The organism is Pontibacter toksunensis, assembly GCF_042686245.1.
GTDB classification, from domain to species: domain Bacteria; phylum Bacteroidota; class Bacteroidia; order Cytophagales; family Hymenobacteraceae; genus Pontibacter; species Pontibacter toksunensis.
This window is the reverse complement of sequence record NZ_JBHUOX010000037.1, coordinates 18737-34439: the sequence shown is the minus strand read 5'-3', so window position 1 is coordinate 34439 and position 15703 is coordinate 18737. Positions and strand designations below refer to the sequence as shown.

Genomic DNA, 15703 nt, shown 5'->3' with positions numbered 1-15703 from the left:
AGGACCAGGAACAGGAGGATAGTCAGAAAAACAGCCTGCTTCTCGAAAAAAGAGCAGAATCATGACAATGCAATGAAGCTAATTTTCTATTACCGAAACCATCATACATTCTAGACCACAACCAAATTTTTAACACATGGAGCATACCGTAAAAAAACAGCTGGAGTATACAGTAAGAGTAGCTAACGAAGCCGATCTACCCGCTATCATCGAGTTGTTTGAGCTGTCGCTAGGGGCAGCGCATGGTGCTCCGACGCAAAGCTTCTGGAGGTGGAAACACATCGATAATCCTTTCGGAGTTTCACCGGTTTTGCTGGCTTTTGATAAGGAGAAACTGATTGGGCTCAGGGCTTTTATGCGGTGGCAGTGGAAATACCAGGGTAAGGTGTTACCTGCCTTTAGAGCGGTTGACACAGGCACACACCCGGATTACAGGGGAAAAGGCATTTTCTCCAGGCTTACAAAACAGTTGGTATCAGAATTGAGAGAAAGCGAACCTGCCTGTTTTATCTACAACACGCCAAACGATAAGTCGAAACCTGGCTATCTGAAGATGGGATGGCAGGTGCTCGGAAAACCTAATCTGATAGGTAGCGTAGCCTTTAGCTATTCACGAAACGCAAAAGAGCGCTTTAACGCCTACCACCGCGATTTGCAAAACCTGGACTTTGGCACTTTACAATACCAGGTCGATTTGAACCCCGACCTGATTCATGTTAAACATTCCCTGGCCTACTACAAGTGGCGCTACCAGTCTATACCTGAATTGCCTTACAGTTCTTTTGTGTATGAAAGCAAAGGGCAGAGAATTTTGCTTTTCTTTCATTTAAAGCCAAGAAAGTACTTCTACGAATTGAGAATCTGTGATGCGCTCTGGCTAAGTGGCGCGCCCGACCGGGGCTTTCTCATGAAAGCCTGCCACAAACTTGCCGGGCACTTGGGTACTCCTTTTATCAGCCTTGTGCTAAAAGGACTTATCAGTCATTGGGAAAGAGTGCGGTTCAGGATGTTTTCACTGCGCAACCTTGCTCCGGAGGTAACGGTGCGCGAAGTAAACGATAGTGAGCTGATGACACAGGTAGGCAATATTAACAACTGGTCCTTTACAATGGGAGACCTGGAACTCTTCTAATTTACTATGTGCGGAATATTTGGAAATGTTGGTCGCCTGAAAGAAAGCGACATGCAGGTTGCTGAAAGAATGCTTTGCCACCGGGGGCCGGATGGGCAGGTGTATAAAACCTATGCCCCGAATGTGCACCTGTTTCATGCAAGGCTCAGCATCGTGGACATTGCAGGAGGCACCCAGCCTATGGATAACGAAGACGCTGCTATCATCTTTAACGGTGAAATCTATAACCATCAGGATCTTCGCGAGCAGTTCAACCTGAAAGGCAGCACACATTCCGATACAGAGACTATACTGCTGCTGTACAAGCAGCTGGGCCTAGACATGCTGCAGCACCTGGAAGGTATGTTTGCCATTGCGCTATATGATAAGCGGCAGGGAAAAGTATTCCTCATCCGGGATCGGGCTGGTAAGAAACCACTGTACTTCTCTAAAACAAATGAGAGCATTTACTTCGGAAGTGAGCAGAATGTACTCCAGAAAGTGCTTCGGCCTTCCATCAGGTTATCTGCTATGGCCACTTACCTGCACACCGGCATGGTGTACGGGGAAGATACTCCTTTTGAAGGTATACATGAGCTACGCCCCGGTCACCTCATCCAGATAGATGTGCAGAGGGGTGCGCTGTCCGAGCAACGGCAGTGGTGGTCCATCGAGCCTTTCTATGAAAAGACAGCTGACATCAGTGAAGAAGAGGCACTGGATGAGCTGGATAGACTGTTGAAGCTGGCAGTAAGGAAACGCATTGAGAGCAGTGACTTGGAAGTGGGTTGTTTCCTGAGCGGAGGAATTGACAGTGGCATCGTCACAGCAATGGCGACAGAAGTGAAGCCAGGGCTTCGCACCTTCACGGTCAAGTTCAGCAACGAATATGACGAATCAGTTATAGCAAGAAAAGTGGCGGACCACTTAGGCACCAACCATCAGGAGCTGAGTGTATCCTATGACCACCTTCTGCAGGACTTCGAAAAAATTGTGAATGCCTATGGAGAGCCCTTTGTGGATGACTCTCAGATACCTTCTTATTATGTAGCCAGGGAGGCACGGAAGCATTTAACAGTTATTGTAAACGGAGATGGCGGCGATGAGCTCTTTGGTGGTTACAGGCGCTATGTGCCTTACGCCAATGCGTTGCTGAGAAGCAGGGGTGTCAAAGCCTTATCAAAGATAGTGGCACCGGTGCTTCCATCGCCCAGCAACAAGATGAGCCTTTATAACTATGGTTACCGGCTCGCGAAGCTCAACAGCCTGGAGAACTACGACCAGTACCTGAGTGCCAGTTCAGACATGATTCTGGACAAATCCGTATTCAAGGTTGAGCCGGATACGGCGTTTGAAGACACGGTGCATAGCATTTATGACAAAGACATATCTGACCTGAGAAAGATCATGCTCGCTGACTTTGAAACCATTCTGCCTTATATCCTGCTGAAGAAAATTGATATCAGCTCTATGCAGAGTTCGTTGGAAGGAAGGTCACCTTTCCTATCAAGGGATATTATGGAGTTTGCGCCGTCCTTGCCGGATAATCTAAAAGTAAAAGGTAGAACCACAAAATATATCCTGCGAAAGCTGGCGGCGCAGTACTTACCCGCTGGCAATGAAAAGCTTCCAAAAAAAGGATTTGAGGTGCCTATCATTGATATGGTAGAAAATACCCTGCAACCTATGATAAAGGATTACCTGTATAGCAGTAACTGCCTGTATAAGGATGTGCTGGAGTCGTCGTTTGTAGAGAAGCTGATTAACGACAAGATGGCTATGTCAAAAGATAAAAGAGCAAAAGTCCTGTTCGGCCTCTTAACAATGGAAATATGGTACCGCAACCAGCGAAGTGCTTAATGCAATAGGTAAAGCGCCAATGGAAGCGAAGCGGTTAGATAATATGAATAGAAGGAAATGATAGGGGCGATAATTCTTATACTCGTACTTTTCGGAATAAACCAGCCTTTTTTAAGCCACTTAAAAAGGAGGTTCTCCTTTGTTTCCATTCCACTTTTAAATGGTTTATATGCGTACCATGTCCTATTCTGGTTAATTTACTACTTATACCAGCTGACCCACCCATCTGACTCAAAAGGGTATTACCACAATGCTTCATCGACGTATGATAGCTGGTTTTCTGCCTTCGGCACAGACACTATGTTTATAGAGTTTGTTGGCTACCCTTTTGCAAAAACACTTGGCTTTTCCTATGAATCCATGCTGGCGCTGTTTTCCTGGTTTGGCTACCTGGGCTTCGTCTTTTTCTATATTTTCTTTAAAGAGACTATTTGGACCAAGGTAAAGGTCTTTCGCATCGAGTTTGTCACACTGATCCTCTTCCTGCCGAACATGCACTTCTGGACGGTGGCTTTCAGTAAAGGGTCGCTGATATTTCTGGGAATTGCATTGTTTGCCTACGCCATGCGGCTTCCTCAGAAAAGGCTTTTCGCCCTGTTTATGGGTTCCTTCATTGTGTACCATATCAGGCCCCACGTGTTCCTGTTCCTGGCAGCGGGTGCTGTTGTGGGGTATTTCACAGGTAAAGAAAAGGTGCCCCTGTACCAGAAGCTTATCGTCTATGTTGCATTTATCGGAGGCTTCATTCTATTTTTTGATCAGGTGCTGGCAATGGCGAACATCAACCTGGAGCAGGAAAGTCTGCTGGAAGGCTTTGAGAGCTTTGCCACAGAGCGGGCCACCTCGCTCAGCAGGTCAGGCTCAGGCGTAGACCTCACCACTTATCCGCTTCCTCTTAAATTAGTGACTTTCTGGTTCCGCCCTTTGTTTTTTGATGCTCCGGGTGCTATAGGTCTCTTCGTGTCTTTTGAGAACCTGCTCTATATTCTGCTCATGCTAAAGCTGTTCGATAAAGGTTTTATTCGGTTTCTGAAAAACTCGTCGTCTCTGGTAAAGATGAGTGCCACTATTTTCTTTACTTCTTCTTTAGCGCTGGCCATGGTAATGGCGAACCTCGGCATTGCCATGAGGCAAAAGAGCATGGTAATGTATTTTCTTTTCTTTGTGATCGGCGCGTACCTGGACCATAAAAGAAGAGTAAAACTCAAGAAGCTGTCATTGAAAAAGAAGATGATGGAGGCGAATGCAAACGCTGTAACTCATGCATAACGACATACCGGTATTTACTATTTCTTTAGATTTTGAATTGTATTGGGGTATTTTCGACAGAGTGCCCTTAGAAGAGAAAACGCTTTACTTTGAAAACACGCGGCGTGTCATTCCTAAAATGCTGTCACATTTTAAAAAGGAGCAGGTTCGTGTTACCTGGGCTACCGTCGGAATGCTGTTTGCAGAAGACTGGGACGACTGGACTGCCTCCAATCCCGAAGCTGTACCGGCTTATGAGAATCCCTTGCTATCTTCTTACCGACTCAAAAATCTATATGCTGGAAAGCAAGAGTTGAAATCCTGTTTTTTCACCCCTGCCCTGGTAGACCAGATTCAGAATACACCTTACCAAGAAATGGCCACCCATACTTACTCGCACTATTACTGCCGGGAAGTTGGCCAGACGTTTGAGCAGTTCAGAATCGATCTGCAGGCCGCCAAACGCATAGCCGCCAGAAGAGGAATAGAACTGCATTCCATGGTCTTTCCCAGAAACCAGCTCAATGACAACTACCTGAAAGTTTGCTTCGATGAAGGCATTAAGACAGTCCGCTCAAATCCGGTGGACTGGTTCTGGGACATGGACGTGAAAGAACGGCTCATAAAAAGGATGTTCCGCTCAGCGGATGCCTATATGCCTATTGGCTCGAAAACCCCTTATAAACTGTCTTCACTGCAGCTTAAAGACGGTTTGCCGCTTGCCATACCTGCCAGCAGGCTGCTACGGCCGCTACACCCGAAGTACACCTTCTTAAACCGCATGCGCCTGAAAAGGGTATTGGGAGAGATGACCGCTGCGGCAAAGGCAAATGAATGCTACCATCTGTGGTGGCACCCGCACAACTTCGGGGATAACCCGGCGCAAAGTATGCAGGACCTGGTGGTCATCCTGAAGCATTTTATAACACTAAAAGAAAAGTATGGTATGGTAAGTATGAGCATGCTGGATATATACAACCATATTAAAAGCAACAAGGCATAATGGCAGTCTTATTCCGCGTAACAACAGTTCCTATCTCCCTTAAAAACCTTATTGTGGGGCAGTTGCCTTTCATGAAGGCCCACGGTTTTCAGCCGATCATGATTTCGGCAGACGGACCGGAGAGAGAGGTGGCAATACAAGAGCAGGACAGCCCGCACATTATCCTGAACCTCACCCGGAAAGTCACGCTTCTTCAGGATCTGAAAGCGCTGTGGCAGTTTTACAGGCTCTGCAAGCGCTACAAGCCAGATATCATTCACTCTCATACTCCCAAAGCAGGTATTATCGCCATGCTCGGTGGCAAACTGGCAGGCGTGCCAATTCGGTTGCATACAGTGGCAGGCTTATATACCCTGGAAACCAGTGGTATCAGGCGCTTTATTTTAGAGACAGTAGAGAAACTAACGTATGCCTGTGCCACCAGAATCTATCCGAACTCTACTAACTTAGCTGAGATCATCAGGAATACGCTTTATGATAATCCTGCTAAGCTAAAGGTAATAGGCAATGGTAGCAGCAATGGCATCAACACAGCTTTTTTTAGCAGGGTAGAGCTACCTGCGGAACAATTGCAGCGGTTAAGAGAAAGCCTGCGCATCAGCGACAACGATTTCATTTTTGTTTTCGTGGGCCGTATTGTGAAAGACAAAGGGATACGGGAGCTTATAGCGGCATTTAGCAAACTGAACAAGCTGTACCCTTATTGTAAACTGCTGCTGGTAGGGCCACTGGAGCAGGACCTGGACCCTGTTCCGGAAGAAACGCTGGAGCAGATAGAGAAGAACCCTGCCATTATTTCCGTGGGTTATCAGCATGATGTGCGGCCTTACCTGGCATTGAGTCATGCGCTCGCTTTTCCGTCTTACCGGGAGGGTTTCCCTAACGTGCCCATGCAGGCAGGTTGCTACAATCTTCCTTGCATTGTAACGGATATCAACGGCTGCAACGAGATTATAGTGGAAGGCGAGAACGGCCTCATCATTCCGGCAAAGGCAACAGGAGAACTGTATGATGCCATGGAAAAACTACTTCTGGATGAAGCGCTTTATGCGCGTCTCAGCGCCAATGCCCGTAAGATGATTGTAGACCGGTATGAGCAGACACATATGTGGCAACTCTTATTACAGGAGTACCAGGAACAATTAAAAAAACATGGATTTGTACCAACGATATTTCAAACGGCCACTTGATTTCATAATAAGCTTCATTGCGCTTATCATCCTGCTTCCCGTTTTCCTGCTCGTTGCGTTACTGCTGCTTATCGCAAACCGTGGAGACGTTTTCTTTGTACAGCCGAGGCCCGGGAAACATGAAAAGGTGTTTCGCGTCATCAAGTTCAAGACGATGAACGACCAGAAGGACAGCCAGGGAAGACTATTGCCAGATGAGCAAAGGTTGACGCCGGTAGGGAATTTCGTCCGGAAGACCTCGCTTGATGAAATACCGCAACTGCTGAACGTGCTGAAAGGCGACATGAGCCTGATTGGCCCCAGGCCCTTGTTGGTTGACTACCTCCCATGGTATGATGAAAGGCAAAAGCGGCGGCATGAGGTACGGCCAGGCATAACCGGCTGGACGGCGGTGAATGGTCGTAACGCTATCAGTTGGGACAGGAAGCTGGAACAGGATGTTTGGTACGTCGAAAACCTGTCCTTTGCTCTGGATGTGAAGATTTTAGTTTTAACAGTAGGCAAGGTGCTGAAGTCAGAGGGGGTAACGGCACAGGGGCATGCTACTATGCCTTCTTTTATCGAGTATGTTCAGCAAAAAAGACAGAACTGACCTTTATATATGAAAAGAATATTAGTTACAGGCGCCGGTGCATTACTGGGCCAGGGAATATTGCGAAGCCTCCAAATCTCAGAAAATAAATACCATATCATTACAGCAGATCCGGACTACAGAGCGCAGGGCCATAGCCTGGGAGACAAGGCTTATCTCATACCTATGGCAAATGATACCCAATATCTGCCTGCTGTGGAGGACATTATACAAAAGGAGCAGGTAGATGTGTTACTGATAGGTACAGATGTTGAGCTTCCCATTTTTGCCGAGAACAAGCAGCGCCTGGAAGAGCAGTACAACACAAAAGTGATTGTTTCCAGCGTGGACGTCATCAACATTGCAAATGATAAATGGCTGACGGCAGAATTCCTGAAGGAAAACGGCTTTCCGTACCCAATGTCTGCTATGACAACTGACAAAGAAGCTATAGAAGCGTTGCGTAATAACTGTGCGTTCCCCTTCATAGCTAAACCAGTAGACGGAGCCCGTTCTAAGGGAATCAAAATCATAGAGAATGAGCAGGACCTGCAGGAAGTATGCTCTTACCCTAATAACCTGGTAGTGCAGGAAATGATAGGGGAGCAGGAGGGGGAGTTTACAGCAGGCTGCATGGTGGTAGATGGCAAGTGCCGGGCCATCGTTTCCCTCAAGCGGGACCTGCGCGACGGAAACACCTACAGGGCCTACAGAGACGGCGATAATCCCTACGACACCATCATCTGTAGTATAGCAGAGAAATTGGGAGTAGAAGGACCGGCAAACTTTCAGTACAGGATAAAGGACGGCAAGCCAATCGTGTTTGAAATTAACGGCCGGTTTAGCGGTACCACGCCACTCCGCTACATGTTCGGGTTTAACGAAGTAGAAGCATTGCTGAACCACCTGTTTGGAGTAGAAGAGATGACACAGCCTAAGCTCCGGGATGGAGCCGTGTTCAGAACCTGGTCTGATATTTTTGTGGAGCCGGCTCAGCTGAACGAGCTAAAGGAAAACGGCGTGCTTGAAAATTACAGCAGCCAGTATTTTCCATTCAAGAACAAGCCTTCATGAAGTACCTGGTATTTGGTGCCAACGGCTTTCTGGGCAGTACCCTTGTCAGGCATTTGAAGCAGGCCGGAGAGAACATTTACTCCGTAAAAAGAACGGCGGCTGATGGTGCTTTCGCCCTGGATATCACTAGGCCCGAAGGTTTTGAGGCGATAACTATTCTTCCGGATGTCATCGTCAATTGTGCCTCTGCTTTACCTGATCCAACCAAAAGCTTCAGCGATCGGGATTACCTGAGGCAACTGTATGAGACAAATGTGATAGGCGGGACGAACATCATGAACTGGGCTGCAGCAAAAGGAGTCAGAAGAGTAATCAATTGCTCTACCCTGGTAGTCGTAAATAAGCCTTGGCCGGTTCCTTTGCAGGAAACTGCAAACACATATCCCATGGGAAACCATGTGGGGTATAGTTCTTCAAAGCTTTCGCAGGAACTGGTGATGAGATCTATCGCCAATGTAAAAGGTATACAGCTGCTGCACCTGCGCATTTCTGCTTTGTATGGGCCGGGTATGAAAGATGGCGGAATACTGACGAAGCTGCTGAAGCAAGCGTCAGGAAAAGAGAAAATCAGTTTGACTAACGGAAACAAAGTAAGCTTTGACTTCCTGCACGTAGAAGATGCTGCGAAAGCCATTCATCATCTAGCAGGCATGGAGGAATGGAAAGATAATGTTATCAACCTGGCTTCCGGAGAGGAAATAACCTTAATGGCCTTAGCTGAGCTATTAAGCGAGTTGACAGAAAGTCCTAAGGAGAACATTACAAATACAGATGAAGAGGGCTTTGAGTCAAGGGCGATGGTAGAGACGTCACTATTGGAGTATTACCTGGAGGGAACCGGAATCAATACGAGGTCTTTTGCGGAAAAAGTGAAAAGCATGATATAGACAAAGTAAACCTATAAGCATGCGGGCATTAATTTTTGGAGACGTACACGGCAATCTGGTGGCACTGGAGGAAATGCTGCAAAAGGAAAGGGGAGAGGTAGATCTGCTGGTGAGCCACGGCGATGTGGTAAACTACGGTCCCTGGAGCAACGAGTGTGTGCAGTTGCTGGATAGCATTGGCTGTACCTGTCTACGCGGCAACCACGAAGAAGCTTTCCTGAAGGGGAGCTATCCCGGGGAGAACGCAATTGTCAAAGCTTTCTTCCAGCACTGCTATGCCTCGTTCACGGAGCACGATACCATTGCTACGTATGGCGACGGCGTGGCCGTAGGAGATTACAAGGTACAGCACACCTTAAATGACAGGTACATTTACCCTGATACTGACATCGAAACACTTAACCTGCAGCAAAATGCTATCATCGGGCATTCGCACCATCAGTTTTCTGCAGAAACAGCTTCCGGAATTAAGCTTTTTAACACAGGCAGCGTAGGTCAGAACAGAAAGTTTATCAATGTCATCAACTATATCATCTATGATACAAGCAGCGCTGAGCTAAGCCTGAAGGCGCTGGTTTATGATGTGGATGTAGTTATTGACAAAATGAAGATTGATAATTATCCTTCTACCTGTCTTAATTATTACCAGCAAAAGAAACGACTATGAGTGAAAAGATATGGCTTTCTTCCCCGCACATGGGCGAGAGTGAATTTAAATATGTAAAAGAGGCTTTCGATACGAACTGGATAGCGCCGCTCGGACCACACGTAAATGGCTTTGAAAAAGACCTTGCCTCTTACTTAGGCGACGGCGTACATGTGGCGGCCTTAAGCGCTGGTACTGCTGCCTTGCACTTATCTCTAATTCTGCTGGGTGTGCAGGCCGGGGATGAGGTTATCTGCCAGTCCATGACGTTTTCTGCCTCCGCCAATCCTATAGCATACCAGGGGGCAGCACCTGTTTTTGTGGACAGCGAAGCACAAACCTGGAACATGTCGCCCCGATACCTGGAGGCAGCTATTTTAGATAGAATAGAGGAGACTGGTAAAAAGCCAAAGGCTATTATCGTGGTGCATCTCTACGGCATGCCAGCCCAGATGGACCGCATCATGGAAATTGCCAACAGGTATGAGATACCTGTGGTAGAAGATGCTGCCGAAGCCTTAGGGTCCTCTTATAAGGGGCAGAAGCTGGGAACCTTTGGCGCAATGAGCATCCTGTCTTTTAATGGAAATAAGATCATTACCACTTCTGGTGGTGGCGCACTGGTCTCACATAATGAAGAATGGATCAGTAAGGCCCGCTTTCTGGCCACACAGGCGCGTGATCCCGCGCCACATTACCAGCACTCCGAAATTGGTTATAACTACCGGATGAGCAACGTTTGTGCTGCCATTGGCCGTGGACAGATGGAGGTACTGCAGGCGCGTGTAGAGAAAAGGCGCCGCAATTACGAGTTCTATAAAAAAGCCCTGGCCGCGTTTCCTGCTATTCGCTTCATAGAAGAACCAAATGCAGATTACTTCTCCAACCGGTGGTTGAGTACGGTATTGGTGGAAAGTGACAGTGAAGGAGGTTTGTCCAGAGAGGCCATCAGGCTGGGTCTTGAAAAGGAGTACATCGAATCACGACCGCTTTGGAAGCCGATGCACCTGCAGCCAGTGTTTAAAAACACCCTCTTTTATGGTGATGGCACCAGCGAAATGCTCTTTAACAAGGGGCTTTGCCTGCCATCCGGTTCTAACCTTACAGGCGAGGAACTGGAACGGATTGTGAAGCACGTACAGCAGATAGCACACGCTGCAACCAGGTGAAGTTGCTATAACCCCAAAAGCTTTCTTACCGTTTGATGCTTCAGAGGTACAGCCCAACAGAAGAAGCATGATTAATATGACGCCTGAAGTAAAGGCAACTGCAAATGAGCATATGGCAGACTGGCTGCCGGAAGGCAAGAAAGCGGCCATTTGTTTTACCATTGATGACATTCACCCTGCAAAAAGCACCGACTACTACGAAGCGGGAGGCGACCTGGACAAAGGAAGCCTGGGGCTGGTAAAATGGCTACTCGACCGACATCCAAAACTCAAGGTCACGCTCTTTACTACAGCTGATTGGCGCGAGATATCTCCTGTGCCTACCCGTAAACTGCTGGCCTCTGTTCCGCAGTTAAGAGACAAGTTCTATCTGGCGGAGCTTTGGGAAAAGGGCACCATGCAACTTGACCGGCACCCTGAGTTTGTCAGTTTCCTGAACAACATGGAGCGGGCCGAAATTGCTTTTCACGGCCTGTATCACTGCCACAAAGGTCTCAAGATACCGGTGGAGTTCCAGGAGCAGACAGAGGAGGAGTTCAGGGAAATCATTGAGGAGATGATCCGTATTTTTGACAGCGCCAAACTGCGCTATGTCAAAGGAATCTGCCCGCCCGGCTGGAATGCTCCAGATAACCTCCTGAATCAGTTAGTAGCGCATGACATCAGGTTCATCAACTCGGCCAGAGATATTTTCACGCCTATTTCTAAAGATGCGTTAAGCAATATGAGTGGCCTTACTGGATTGCCCCTGCTGTACCCCAGCCTCATCAAGAACGGCCAACTAGTACACCTGCCAGCCAATTTCCAGGCTACCTCCAAACTCGATAGGGCCAAAGCAATTCTGGATAACGGCGGTTTGGTATCCATTAAGGCACACATCATTAAAACAGCCATGGGACATGTTTCCCTGGACGGGGTGGACCAGATCTATATGAATTACCTGGATGTACTTTTAACCTCTCTCGAGCAGGAATATGGGGACGATTTATGGTGGACATCGATGGGAGAAATCACAAATCAAATTTTTGCACAGGAGAAAGTAGCCGCTTAATGGAAAACATCACCATCAACCCAGCCAACTATAAGTCTGAATATATCAAGTACCTGAATCAGTGTTTTAACGGATGGGGGCAGGAAAGAGAGTATGACTGGGCATTTAGCCGCACAGTGGGAGACAAAAAGGCAGACATCATGCTCATCCATAATGAGGAGGGCGAAGTGATAGCCGGTTCTGCAGTGACTTACCGAAAGCTAAGCAAGCCCGGCGGAGGCACAATGGATATTGCCATCATGACCGGCTCATGGACGTTGCCAAAGGCTAGAGGGAAAGGATGCTTTAGTAAAATCATCTCGTTATCGCAGGAACTGGCCCATAAAAAGAACGTCCCGTACCTCACTGCCTTTGTAACGGAGAGCAATGCCAGTTATAGGAGGCTTGCAAGCGCAGGATCCATGCTGGTGCCAAACAGCAATCTTTTCTCGCCCGAGCAACCGTATGCCGATGCAGATAGTGCGGCAATAGAGGTGCTGCAGGAAGATGAAAAGGTAATAAGCGATATCTACAGCCAGTTTTCTGACATGGAACAGGAGGGGTTTAGTTTTGCCTATACCCGGGAGGAATTTTACCAGCAGTATATTAACCGCCCCAAGAAGGTTGAGATACTGAAAATTAACGCTGACTATGCGCTTGTTGAGGAGACATACAATGCCATAAAGGTGCTGCTTTTATCGCATGACGAGATGCAGGCTTTCGAGGACAATATCAAATCGTTAACCAATTGGGCTATAGAAAACAGATCCAAAAAGCTTTTGCTGTTTTCTACAAAGAGCAAAATCATTGAAGCCTGCGAAAAGCTTGGTTTTGAAAGCCTGAAAGGATATTATACTATTTTGCACACCGCTGCCGATGCGGGAACTGAGGTTGATACACAACTGATGTGGGTCAACATCCACTCAGGTGATAAAATGTAGCAAAACCAATAGTCATGTCCGTTACTCTTCCTTCCTATGTCTTTGAATCTTAGAGTATAAGGTTATAAGTCCGGGCAAAAGCATAGCAGTCAGTGCAGTAACAGTATGTGAACTATTTTTTAATAAATAGGATATATCAGGTTTTTGTAAATCGTGTCTGTCTAATTAAACTTGTTCCAGAGAGGTGCAAAGGTAAATGAAAAAATAGCTTATTGCCCTGTCGGTGCTCCTTGTTAATAATTGATCTCTTGTTATAAAGTAAAAGAACATGCCGGAAAACGCATTTTTTACCTGCGCTATGCGAGTGCTTATGATAAGCGCAAAAGGAAGTACAGGTTAAAAAAGTGCCTGCAGGGTATTTGGTTGCAAATACTCTTTACAACTACACTGCCCTTGTTAGATATCCCAATATACAACTGGTACAGTTTTCTGCTTTCGTTAAAGTAGCTGGAATTGCCTCGCCTTTCTTGCAAAATCCGCTAACCATTAACGCCTGATTTTGCTTTGCCTGAGCAGCATAAAAGTGCTTCTATTATGACTAAACCAATATTATTATGAATCGGTAAAACCATTTAATTTTCCTGCCGTTCTATTTATCACAGCTTTAAAAGCTAAAAATACGATATTTAAAAAATTATATACTATCATCCTACTTTTTTAAAACGGAAATTTAAATTGAATTTATACAAGTTTATACATTATCTATATTATTCTATAAACTTTAGTAATTCTTATATGATGGCGTTTATGCTAACGAGTAGTGGTGTAAAATGTGATGACCAGGTTTTATGAAGATATTACTGAATAGATTCCTTCCGAAGTGGATAGTTTTGATGATTGACCAGCTGATACTAAGCTGGTCTTTTGCCTTGTCTTTCTTCGTCGTAAGGCAGTTTGAGTTCTCTGAAATTCTGAGAGGGCATTTCCTGATTTACATCAGCCTGTTTGGTGTAGTGTCCTTAATTACATTCTATACCATGCGCGTCCACACCGGGCTGATAAGGTACTCTAGTATACATGATATTTACCGTATTTTCTCTGCTGTACTCATTTGTAGCGTAGCCTATGCCGCCTTTGTGGGGCTGTGGCTTGAACCGATACATGGTATCGACACCGTTAACATTTACCTGGTTCTTCTGCTGAACTTCTTTATCGCTTCTACCTTACTTATTATGGTCAGAATAGGAGCGAAGGCGCTGTTTGTATATATCAGGAGTGGCACGGCCGGAAGCAAAGAAAGAGTTCTGATTTATGGCGCAGACAACTATTCTATTTTATTAAAGCAAGCATTGGAAGCAAGCAGTGCAGGCCTTTGCTCCATTGCCGGTTTCGTAGACGATGACCCGAACAAAATTGATAAGGACATACACCAGAAAAGGGTGTACCATGTAAATGACATTGAGAACCTGCAACGCAAATTAAAGATAGATAAGCTCTTTGTTTTCAATGAGGACCTGAAGTCGGAGTTCCGCAAGAAATCTATTGAGAAGTGCGTGGAGTTGGGCATCAAAGTAATGACCGTACCGCCTACTGAGCAGTGGATGTCTGGTAACCTGAGTATGAAGCAAATCAAAAATCTGAAAATTGAGGATTTGCTGCAGCGCCCACCAATCGTTATAGAGAACAAGCAGGTAGCCAGTGACCTGGCTGGCAAGCGTGTACTCATTACAGGTGGTGCCGGTTCTATCGGCTCCGAAATTGTGCGGCAGGTGCTAAACTATAACCCGGAACTGGTGGTCATATGCGACCAGGCAGAGTCTCCGCTGCATGAACTGCAGCTAGAAATAAAAGAATTATATCCCGATGCCAAACTGGCTTATAGCATTTGCGATGTAACAAACTTTAACCGTATGTACTCTGTCTTTAAAGACTATGCGCCTGAGGTGGTGTACCATGCGGCTGCTTACAAGCATGTGCCGATGATGGAGAGTAACCCGTGCGAGGCGGTCCTGACAAACGTGCTGGGTACAAAGAATGTGGCTGATTTATCACTTGCGTTCGATGTCGAAAAGTTTGTGATGATCTCCACAGATAAAGCGGTAAACCCTACAAACATTATGGGTACCTCCAAGCGCATCGCCGAGATTTATATACAGTCGCTGAACAACATAAACGGCAGCAAGATAGATGGCAACAAACCAGGGCCAAGAGATCAACAAACTAAGTTTATAACGACCCGCTTTGGCAATGTGCTCGGATCTAACGGATCGGTAATTCCGCGTTTTCGCTCACAGATAGAGAAGGGTGGACCCGTAACAGTTACCCACCCGGATATTACCCGCTATTTTATGACCATACCTGAAGCCGTGCAACTCGTGCTGGAAGCAGGAACGATGGGCAAGGGAGGCGAGATTTTTGTCTTTGACATGGGAGAGCCTGTAAAAATCGTGGATTTGGCCACAAAGATGGTAAAGCTGGCGGGGCTGGTTCCAAATGTAGACATCAAAATCATCTACACTGGCTTGAGGCCGGGCGAGAAGCTGTATGAGGAATTGCTGAACGAAGAAGAAATGACGATACCGACGCACCACTCAAAGATAAAGATTTCTAAGGTTAGGGAGTACTCTTATGATGGTGTGGTAAACGATATTGAGGAGCTACTGAAACTGAACAAGGATAAAGAAGAACTAAAGGTAGTGAAGAAAATGAAACAGATCGTGCCCGAATACATCAGCAATAACTCGCGGTTTGAGCAACTGGATATGCAGGTAAACTAACACTGTAGATTACCCAGAATACCCTCTGTTTATTCTTTTGGAAGCACAGGAACCAGCACTATGGCGGTTCCTGTGCTTTTTTTGTTGCACTTCTTATACTTTTCAGCTGTATAACTTCAGGATACTTCTGGTCACCGCATTATAATATAATACCTTTTATTTTGAGTCAGTTAAGAGAAGGTATTGGAATTGTGAATAAAATAATTTTATATTATATTTAATTGGAAGATTAGTGCCATCTCTGGTGGTATTAATT

The 15703-nt window shown here is 46.2% G+C and carries 13 protein-coding genes and 1 pseudogene; all 14 read left to right on the top strand.

Going from position 1 to position 15703, the window contains the following annotated elements:
* Positions 1-114 (top strand): annotated as a pseudogene (locus ACFS7Z_RS27475) (IS1 family transposase); the annotation flags it as partial.
* A 22-nt stretch (positions 115-136) separates the two neighbouring features.
* Positions 137-1132 (top strand): GNAT family N-acetyltransferase, encoded by a 996-nt coding sequence (locus tag ACFS7Z_RS25350; protein ID WP_377491578.1) that lies wholly within the window; start codon positions 137-139, stop codon positions 1130-1132.
* 6 nt (positions 1133-1138) lie between these two features.
* Positions 1139-2971: an asparagine synthase (glutamine-hydrolyzing) gene (gene asnB, locus ACFS7Z_RS25345; RefSeq protein WP_377491575.1), complete on the top strand. Its 1833-nt coding sequence runs from the start codon at positions 1139-1141 to the stop codon at positions 2969-2971.
* A 300-nt stretch (positions 2972-3271) separates the two neighbouring features.
* Entirely contained in the window at positions 3272-4240 is a 969-nt protein-coding gene (locus ACFS7Z_RS25340; RefSeq protein WP_377491572.1) for a hypothetical protein, read from the top strand.
* Positions 4233-5222, top strand: a complete 990-nt coding sequence (locus tag ACFS7Z_RS25335) for a polysaccharide deacetylase family protein (protein WP_377491569.1) — start codon at positions 4233-4235, stop codon at positions 5220-5222. The genes ACFS7Z_RS25340 and ACFS7Z_RS25335 overlap by 8 nt, the downstream gene beginning before the upstream one ends.
* A complete protein-coding gene (locus ACFS7Z_RS25330; protein WP_377491566.1) occupies positions 5222-6412 on the top strand; it encodes a glycosyltransferase family 4 protein in 1191 nt (396 codons plus the stop codon). Before ACFS7Z_RS25335 ends, ACFS7Z_RS25330 begins: the two co-directional genes overlap by 1 nt.
* Complete coding sequence (locus tag ACFS7Z_RS25325) at positions 6375-7004, top strand: sugar transferase (RefSeq protein WP_377491563.1); 630 nt, start codon at positions 6375-6377, stop codon at positions 7002-7004. Before ACFS7Z_RS25330 ends, ACFS7Z_RS25325 begins: the two co-directional genes overlap by 38 nt.
* Positions 7005-7013: 9 nt before the next feature.
* A complete protein-coding gene (locus tag ACFS7Z_RS25320; RefSeq protein WP_377491560.1) occupies positions 7014-8057 on the top strand; it encodes an ATP-grasp domain-containing protein in 1044 nt (347 codons plus the stop codon).
* Complete coding sequence (locus tag ACFS7Z_RS25315) at positions 8054-8944, top strand: NAD-dependent epimerase/dehydratase family protein (protein WP_377491557.1); 891 nt, start codon at positions 8054-8056, stop codon at positions 8942-8944. The genes ACFS7Z_RS25320 and ACFS7Z_RS25315 overlap by 4 nt, the downstream gene beginning before the upstream one ends.
* 19 nt (positions 8945-8963) lie before the next feature.
* Positions 8964-9611, top strand: a complete 648-nt coding sequence (locus ACFS7Z_RS25310; RefSeq protein WP_377491554.1) for a metallophosphoesterase family protein — start codon at positions 8964-8966, stop codon at positions 9609-9611.
* Positions 9608-10759 (top strand): DegT/DnrJ/EryC1/StrS family aminotransferase, encoded by a 1152-nt coding sequence (locus ACFS7Z_RS25305; RefSeq protein WP_377491551.1) that lies wholly within the window; start codon positions 9608-9610, stop codon positions 10757-10759. Before ACFS7Z_RS25310 ends, ACFS7Z_RS25305 begins: the two co-directional genes overlap by 4 nt.
* A gap of 67 nt (positions 10760-10826) precedes the next feature.
* Positions 10827-11810, top strand: coding sequence for a DUF2334 domain-containing protein (locus tag ACFS7Z_RS25300; protein WP_377491548.1), 984 nt, complete (start codon positions 10827-10829; stop codon positions 11808-11810).
* Positions 11810-12730, top strand: coding sequence for a GNAT family N-acetyltransferase (locus ACFS7Z_RS25295; protein WP_377491545.1), 921 nt, complete (start codon positions 11810-11812; stop codon positions 12728-12730). The genes ACFS7Z_RS25300 and ACFS7Z_RS25295 overlap by 1 nt, the downstream gene beginning before the upstream one ends.
* Positions 12731-13518: 788 nt before the next feature.
* Positions 13519-15447, top strand: coding sequence for a polysaccharide biosynthesis protein (locus ACFS7Z_RS25290; protein WP_377491542.1), 1929 nt, complete (start codon positions 13519-13521; stop codon positions 15445-15447).
* The last annotated feature ends 256 nt before the right edge of the window (positions 15448-15703 follow it).

Coding starts and splice junctions, on each gene's coding strand:
- ACFS7Z_RS25350 (WP_377491578.1), top strand. CDS start 137: ATGGAGCATACCGTAAAAAAACAGCTGGAGTATACAGTAAGAGTAGCT.
- asnB (WP_377491575.1), top strand. CDS start 1,139: ATGTGCGGAATATTTGGAAATGTTGGTCGCCTGAAAGAAAGCGACATG.
- ACFS7Z_RS25340 (WP_377491572.1), top strand. CDS start 3,272: ATGTTTATAGAGTTTGTTGGCTACCCTTTTGCAAAAACACTTGGCTTT.
- ACFS7Z_RS25335 (WP_377491569.1), top strand. CDS start 4,233: ATGCATAACGACATACCGGTATTTACTATTTCTTTAGATTTTGAATTG.
- ACFS7Z_RS25330 (WP_377491566.1), top strand. CDS start 5,222: ATGGCAGTCTTATTCCGCGTAACAACAGTTCCTATCTCCCTTAAAAAC.
- ACFS7Z_RS25325 (WP_377491563.1), top strand. CDS start 6,375: ATGGATTTGTACCAACGATATTTCAAACGGCCACTTGATTTCATAATA.
- ACFS7Z_RS25320 (WP_377491560.1), top strand. CDS start 7,014: ATGAAAAGAATATTAGTTACAGGCGCCGGTGCATTACTGGGCCAGGGA.
- ACFS7Z_RS25315 (WP_377491557.1), top strand. CDS start 8,054: ATGAAGTACCTGGTATTTGGTGCCAACGGCTTTCTGGGCAGTACCCTT.
- ACFS7Z_RS25310 (WP_377491554.1), top strand. CDS start 8,964: ATGCGGGCATTAATTTTTGGAGACGTACACGGCAATCTGGTGGCACTG.
- ACFS7Z_RS25305 (WP_377491551.1), top strand. CDS start 9,608: ATGAGTGAAAAGATATGGCTTTCTTCCCCGCACATGGGCGAGAGTGAA.
- ACFS7Z_RS25300 (WP_377491548.1), top strand. CDS start 10,827: ATGATTAATATGACGCCTGAAGTAAAGGCAACTGCAAATGAGCATATG.
- ACFS7Z_RS25295 (WP_377491545.1), top strand. CDS start 11,810: ATGGAAAACATCACCATCAACCCAGCCAACTATAAGTCTGAATATATC.
- ACFS7Z_RS25290 (WP_377491542.1), top strand. CDS start 13,519: ATGAAGATATTACTGAATAGATTCCTTCCGAAGTGGATAGTTTTGATG.